6 protein-coding genes are annotated in these 6,744 nt (G+C 35.9%); 1 reads left to right on the top strand and 5 read right to left on the bottom strand.

The window, feature by feature from the left end; all coding sequences use genetic code 11:
* Positions 1–565: 565 nt before the first annotated feature.
* From DMC01_RS05950 to DMC01_RS05970, 5 genes are all read right to left on the bottom strand, one after another.
* A complete protein-coding gene (locus DMC01_RS05950) occupies positions 566–1,300 on the bottom strand; it encodes an amino acid ABC transporter ATP-binding protein (protein WP_142693357.1) in 735 nt (244 codons plus the stop codon).
* 1 nt (position 1,301) lies between these two features.
* The gene (locus DMC01_RS05955; protein ID WP_142693358.1) at positions 1,302–1,961 is read right to left on the bottom strand and encodes an amino acid ABC transporter permease; all 660 of its coding nucleotides are present in this window, start codon (positions 1,959–1,961) and stop codon (positions 1,302–1,304) included.
* A complete protein-coding gene (locus tag DMC01_RS05960; RefSeq protein WP_142693359.1) occupies positions 1,954–2,601 on the bottom strand; it encodes an amino acid ABC transporter permease in 648 nt (215 codons plus the stop codon). Before DMC01_RS05960 ends, DMC01_RS05955 begins: the two co-directional genes overlap by 8 nt.
* Before the next feature lie 90 nt (positions 2,602–2,691).
* The gene (locus tag DMC01_RS05965; protein ID WP_142693360.1) at positions 2,692–5,223 is read right to left on the bottom strand and encodes a CDP-glycerol glycerophosphotransferase family protein; all 2,532 of its coding nucleotides are present in this window, start codon (positions 5,221–5,223) and stop codon (positions 2,692–2,694) included.
* A gap of 255 nt (positions 5,224–5,478) precedes the next feature.
* Positions 5,479–5,712 (bottom strand): hypothetical protein, encoded by a 234-nt coding sequence (locus DMC01_RS05970; RefSeq protein ID WP_142693361.1) that lies wholly within the window; start codon positions 5,710–5,712, stop codon positions 5,479–5,481.
* A 541-nt stretch (positions 5,713–6,253) separates the two neighbouring features.
* Between DMC01_RS05970 and DMC01_RS13370 the strand changes: the two genes are divergently transcribed.
* Positions 6,254–6,409 (top strand): hypothetical protein, encoded by a 156-nt coding sequence (locus DMC01_RS13370; RefSeq protein ID WP_185908770.1) that lies wholly within the window; start codon positions 6,254–6,256, stop codon positions 6,407–6,409.
* Positions 6,410–6,744: the final 335 nt, after the last annotated feature.

Raw genomic sequence — 6,744 nt, forward strand, 5'->3', positions numbered from 1 at the left:
CTAACATTTATACGCTCAAGCATTTGCTCTGCCAAAGAGCTGTTGCCTAGGACTTTGCAGAGCTTAACGAGTGTGAAATTTATAGTGATAGCTTCAAAGCTTATGAAGGCTTAGTTGATTTTTTGATTCGTTTCGTCTTGCAACTTTGCAAGAAGGAGCAAATCATTGCCGAGTAAAACATAGCAAAAACGAGTTTGCAAAGGGGCATAACCACATAAACGAAATTGTGAATGTTTTTACTTCGTTAAGCCTCTTGTAACTGCGTAGTAGAAGTTTGCGAAATTTAGACTTGCTAAATTTAGAGGTATAAAAAAAGAAAATTTTATCCTTCATTTCAAATAAACAGAGTTAAGACGAAAAAATTTAAGGCGATATTTTCATCAAAATTTATTAAAGTTGATAAGAAAAAATCCTATTAGAGTATCTTGAGTCTATATTTTAAATCAAAATGACAAAATTATCTTAGATCTTCGAGTTTTTTACAAAACTTCAAATTTCAAACAAGTTTAAAGATAAAAATCGAAAAAATTCAAAGATAAGACAAAAATCTCAACAAATTCAAGAATTACGAAAAATCAAACAAATTTAAAAACTTCTTTGCTCTGTCGGTTTTTGGAGAGCTGAAAAAATCTTGAGGCTTTGAGATTTCAACTATTTGTCCCTCGTCCATAAAGACAATTCTATCCGCCACAGCCCTTGCAAAGCCCATCTCGTGCGTAACGATGAGCATGGTCATACCCTCTTTGGCAAGATTTAGCATTACATCAAGCACCTCACGGACAATTTCAGGATCAAGTGCAGCCGTTACCTCATCAAAAAGCATTAGCTCAGGGTTCATACAAAGGCTTCGAACTATGGCAATTCTTTGTTTTTGTCCGCCGCTTAATTCTTTTGGATAGGCTTGAATTTTATGCTCTAAGCCTACCTTTGCTAGCCACAATTTCGCCTCTTTTAAAACCTCAGCTTTTGGACGCTTTTGCACCTTCATAGGTGCTAAAATTATATTTTCCTCCACACTTAGATGCTCAAAAAGCTCATAAGATTGAAACACCATACCCACCTTTTGTCGAATTTTAGTCCAATCCTTAAAATCCTTATCTATCTTTGTTTTATCTATGTAAATGTCCCCACTTGCAATGCTTTCAAGCCCATTTATGCAGCGAAGTAGTGTGGATTTACCACACCCACTAGGTCCTAAAATCACCACAACCTCGCTTTTTTGCACCTCTAAATTTATGCCCCTTAAAACCTCATTTGTGCCATAGAATTTATGTAAATTTTCGATTTTTAAAATACTCATCTTAGCTCCATTTTAGCTCTAATTTTTTGGAAAATTGTGAAAGTGGATAGCACAAGAAAAAATAAATAAAAAAGATAAGCCCATACACCACAAAGGGTGCTAGGGCTTCTTTGTGATGAAGCTCAATGATTTGCTGTCCTACCTTGACAAGCTCGACAGCTCCTATTAAAAAGGCAAAGGTGGTGCTTTTTATCATTCTAGTGAGTAAATTTATGCTTGAAGGAGTAAGGCGCCTTGTAGCTTGCGGAATAATAATATAAAGATAAACCTGCCACCATCTTAGCCCCAAACTAGCCGCTGTTTCAAACTGATGCCTTGGTATGCTAGAAAGTGCACCTCTGACTAAATCCATCATCTCAAAAACACCCCAAATGCTAAATACCACTATGCTAGCACTTACAGCAGATAAATTCAGCCCAAACCAGCGCGACAAGCCAAAATACATAACAAAAAGCCACACAATCAAGGGCATAACGCGCACAAATTCAAGGCAAAGCCGGCAAAGGGCGTAAATAAATGGGATTTTAAGGCTCATTAAAACACCCATAAAAAGCCCACCCACAGAAGAAACAAGTATGGCAATCACTGAAATTTCAAGGGTAATATAAAGTCCTTGCAATAATCTTAGCCAAGTATTAGGCTCTAACAAAATCTCATACATAAGAAAGCCTCTTTTCAAGGCTGTTTAAAAGCAAGGATAGGGGCAAGATGATGATTAAATAGCTAATAAAGAGCATAAATAAAAGCTCATCTGTCTTGTAAGTGATGGAATTTATGCTCGTCATCGTCTGCACCAAATCAGGCAAGGCGATGATGCTAACCACTGAGGTTTCTTTGAATAAAAAAATGGTATTTGCCGAAAGGCTAGGCATAGCGATGCCAAAGGCTTGAGGCAAGATTACAAAGCGAAGATTTTGCCATTTTGTAAGTCCAAGCGCAAGACCTGCTTCAAACTGCTGTTTTTTCACCGCTTCAATGCCCCCTCGCAAACTCTCAGCCATATAAGAACCGCCCAAAAAAGAAAGCCCCACAACAGCACAAGCAAAGCTAGATAAGCTCACTCCAAGCCTTCCTAGTCCGTAGTAAAGGAAAAAAAGCTGTATAAGCAAGGGGGTATTGCGTGAAAGTTCTATGTAGGCTTTGCAAAGTTTGCTTAAAAGGGTGAATTTGAAATACTCGCAAAGTATGCACAAAAAGCCGATGACAAGTGCAAACAAAAGTCCCAAGGCAAAGATTTCCAAAGTTAGTAAGCCTGCTTTCACAAAGGTTGGCACATAGCGATACATAAACTCAAAGTCCATTTTTCTTTGCTCACTTTTTTTAATTAAAATTATACAGGCTAAGAGCTACTTTTTGTCAAGTGAAAATGAAAAAATTTAAAAATTTTTAAATCATTTCTCATCAAGTGCCAAAATAGCCTCATAAATCCTCTCGCGGCACTGCCCGTCTTTGAATTTAAAGGTATTTGTAAAATTTGCTTCATAAGACTTTGGCAATTTACAGTCATTTTTAAGCAAGGATTCAAGTTCTTTTAATAAACCTTGTAAGTTCTTTTTTACAGGACCAAAGCCATCTTTTTTGTAGCTAAAATAGCCTCTTTCCCACTGGCTTTTAAAAAAATCTTTCTTGTCAAATTGATAATAAAGTACAGGCTTTGACAAATAGCCCATCTCAAAAGCCACGCTTGAATAATCCGTTATCAGCAAGGCTGAGCTTTTAAACAGTCCTTGTAAGCTTTTTTTGTTAAAGATTTTAATATAAACAGGAAGCTTAAAGTCCTTTATATAAGGCTTTATGTCAGGGTGGGGATTAAAGATTATGCTGTAATCATACTCCTTGCAAATTCTTTCTAGTTCTTTACTTTGAAAAAAGCCCTGCCATTCTTTGAAAAAAGCACTTTGAGTGAAGTTTTTATTGAGCCTTCTTGTGCCAAGTTTTTTGCTAAACTCGCCTACAATGCTTCTTCTCCAAGTAGGCATAACAAGGATTTGCCTTTTTTGCATTTGTGGTGTAAGCAAGGCATCGTGTCTTGCAAGACCTGTAAGCTGAACTTCTTTTTGTGTGAGCTTATAATGGGTAAAATCCCCAGCAATAGAATCATATTCATTTTGAGTAGCAGTAATGAAAAGGTCTATTTTTCTTAAATTCAGCCAAGCTGAAATATCATTTTTTATTATGCCGTGTTGCAAAAAGATAAAATGCTTCGTTTTAAGAGTGTTTGCACCAAAGGCACCGTAAAGATAGCGATCAAGATGTGAAGAGATGATTTTATCAGCTTGAAAAAGCAAATACACAAAATAAAAGCTCTTAGGACAAACAAGCTTAAAGCCCTCTTTTTTAAGCCTTGCATAGTCTTTTGAGTGCTTACTTAAAACAAAATACGCCCTTTGCTGCTTTTTCATCAAATGCCTATAAAAATGCTCGCCGTTATCATCGGCACTGTCTAAACGGTCAGCTACTAGCCAAAGCGGGGCATTCTTTTTTCTTTTCTTTTTAAGCCTTGTAAATTCACCGTTCAACAAACTTGCATTTAAAATTTCAAATTCTTTGTTTTTAAAGGATATGAAAATTTGCTTGTTATTTACAAGAATTTTCAAGCTTTTTGAGTGTTGAGGCACTTTAAGCCAAATTCTTTTTTCATAGCAAAAGATTCTACCCATTAAATCATACTGCGCTATCTTAATGGCACTTGCAAGGCTTTGCTTCTCATCAAAGAAAAAGCTAAGCTCATCTTTTGCATCCATACTAAAAAAAGAAAGCAAAATTTCATCTTTTTTTTCATCAAATTCTTTGATAAAGATGAGTTCTTTTAAGGGACGAGCTTTTTTAAAGCAAGAAAGTAAGCCAAGCTTGTAAAAATAATCAAATCCCGTGAATTTAAACTCCTCTATGTTTTGAGCCTTAATATAGGCAAAATTTTGCTCAAGCAAAGAAAGATACTCAGCTTGCTCATCCTTACTAAGAGCCTTAATCCTTGAAACATTGATACAGTCTTTAAGCTGCCAAAAAAGATAAAACAAGGCTATGTTTTGTATGAAAGGAAGTTGGCTTTGTTTGAGGAGGGAGAGGGGAATTTTTGGCATATTTAAAAAGGCCTTGTGGGTGCTAAAATTATCCATAATTGAGCTTTTATCCGCTCTTTTTCTGTAAAAATAAAGGGCATTTTTCAAAAAAGCTGCTTTTTGATTTAAATTAGCAAGCAAAAACTCATTTACAAAGGGTGCATCCTCAACAGCAGCAAGCTCGTCAAATTTTAGCATTGAGGGAAGGCTTGAGCATTTGATTAAGATGCTATTTACTGAAAGCTGGATGAAATGATTTAAATTTTTTATTTCTAAGATTGTTTCTTTGTTTTTAAAGCGGTAATTTAAAGAGTGAGTGTCCTTGTAGCGAATCAGCCTTTTTTCTCTATAAAAGATCATATTGCAGCTAATCATTGCCAAATCATCTTTTTGCCTATTTAAAAAGCTATCTATCTCATAAAAATAATCCCTGTGTAAAAAATCATCACTATCCACAAAGCTTAGCCATTTCGCATTGAGCTGAGGCTCTTTTTTAAGATAGGCTAAGCCGAAATTCCTAGCACTTGCAAGTCCTGCGTTTTCCTTGTGTAGATAAATAATATTTTTTGGAAACCTAGCCGCGTAAGCTTTTATAATCTTAGCCGAGCTATCCGTGCTTCCATCATCAACACAGATAAGTTTTATGTTTTGTTTGAAATCAAGCCTTTGTTTGATGATGGAGGTGAAAAAATCATCAAGGTATTTTTCTACATTATAAACAGCAGCGATGATAAGATAGTTTGAGTGAGCATTAGATTTTTTGGGCTTAAATTTGCTAAAAAACTGCCTTAGGGGCATAAAAATAGCTCCTTGCAAAAAATAAGGGGCTAATTTTAGGGTTTTTTCACTGAGATAGAACATTATTATTCCTTTTTGGCTTTGAATTTAAAGACTTTGTGAATTTAAGGCTAGAACTTTGTGCATAAATTCAAAAACATAATTTTGACCAAAAATTCAAAACAAAATCTTTTAGCATAAAAATTTTAACCCATACAAGCTTGCCAAGTTTTTCATAATAAAGCAAAAAGCATTAACAAAAACTAGCATAGTGCGACAAAGAATCTTTGCTCCACTTTGTCATACTGAGCTTTTGTAAAAAGCAAAGCATCTCAAGCCTCACATTGTCATACTGAGTTTTCGCAAAAAGCGAAGTATCTCAAGCCCTTTTTTGTCATACTGAGTTTTCGCAAAAAGCAAAGAAACTCGTAATTCAAAAAGAGATTTTTTTGCTTGGGCTACGCCTAAAAGTCCTGCTGAGTCGCTACGCTTAGAATGACAAATTACTTGCCATACTGAGCGAAAAAGCTCAAACCCTTTTTTGTCATACCAAGCGTGTGATAAGTATCTCAAGTCTCACATTGTCATACTGAGGCTTCGTGCGAAGTATCTCAAGCCCTTTTTTGTCATACTGAGCTTTTGCAAAAAGCGAAGTATCTCAAACCCCCCTTTGTCATACTGAGCTTTTGCAAAAAGCGAAGTATCTCAAGCCCACCTTTGTCATACTGAGCTTTTGCAAAAAGCAAAGAAACTCTTAATTCAAAAAGATATTTTTTTGCTTGGGCTACGCCTAAAAGCCCTGCTGAGTCGCTACGCTTAGAATATAAGTAGAGATTTTTCGCTTTCTACGAAAGCTCAAAATGACAAGCAAAGAGATTTTTTTGCTTGGGCTACGCCTAAAAGTCCTGCTGAGTTGCTTCGCTTAGAATGACAAAATCCTTGCCATACTGAGCGAAAAAGCTCAAACCCTTTTTTGTCATACCAAGCGTGTGATAAGCATCTCAAGTCTCACATTGTCATACTGAGGCTTCGTGCGAAGTATCTCAAGCCCTTTTTTGTCATACTGAGCTTTTGCAAAAAGCGAAGAAACTCGTAATTCAAAAAGAGATATTTTTTGCTTGGGCTACGCCTAAAAGCTCTGCTGAGTTGCTACGCTCAAAATATAAGTAGAGATTTTTCGCTTTCTACGAAAGCTCAAAATGACAAGCAAAGAGATTTTTTTGCTTGGGCTACGCCTAAAAGCCCTGCTGAGTTGCTTCGCTTAGAATGACAAAATCCTTGCCATACTGAGCGAAAAAGCTCAAACCCTTTTTTGTCATACCAAGCGTGTGATAAGCATCTCAAGTCTCACATTGTCATACTGAGCTTTTGCAAAAAGCGAAGAAACTCTTAATTCAAAAAGAGATATTTCGCAAAGCTTAATATGACAAAGGACTGTGATATATTTTGGCTACGTCTAAATATAACAACCATACTTTTGTCATTCTAAGAGAAGCCAAGAATTTGCGAAGTTATTAAGAAATACCTTGAATTTAATGGATTCTTCGCCTTGCTATTGCAAGGCTTACATTTTATCTAAGCTAAATACTTTTTACAAAAATGAAA

The sequence above is a fragment of the Campylobacter troglodytis genome (assembly GCF_006864425.1).
GTDB classification, from domain to species: Bacteria; Campylobacterota; Campylobacteria; order Campylobacterales; family Campylobacteraceae; genus Campylobacter_D; species Campylobacter_D troglodytis.

Bases quoted from the DNA above. Each gene is read 5' to 3' on its own strand.
- DMC01_RS05955 (WP_142693358.1), bottom strand. From the start codon at position 1,961: ATGTATGAGATTTTGTTAGAGCCTAATACTTGGCTAAGATTATTGCAA.
- DMC01_RS05965 (WP_142693360.1), bottom strand. From the start codon at position 5,223: ATGTTCTATCTCAGTGAAAAAACCCTAAAATTAGCCCCTTATTTTTTG.
- DMC01_RS05960 (WP_142693359.1), bottom strand. From the start codon at position 2,601: ATGGACTTTGAGTTTATGTATCGCTATGTGCCAACCTTTGTGAAAGCA.
- DMC01_RS05950 (WP_142693357.1), bottom strand. From the start codon at position 1,300: ATGAGTATTTTAAAAATCGAAAATTTACATAAATTCTATGGCACAAAT.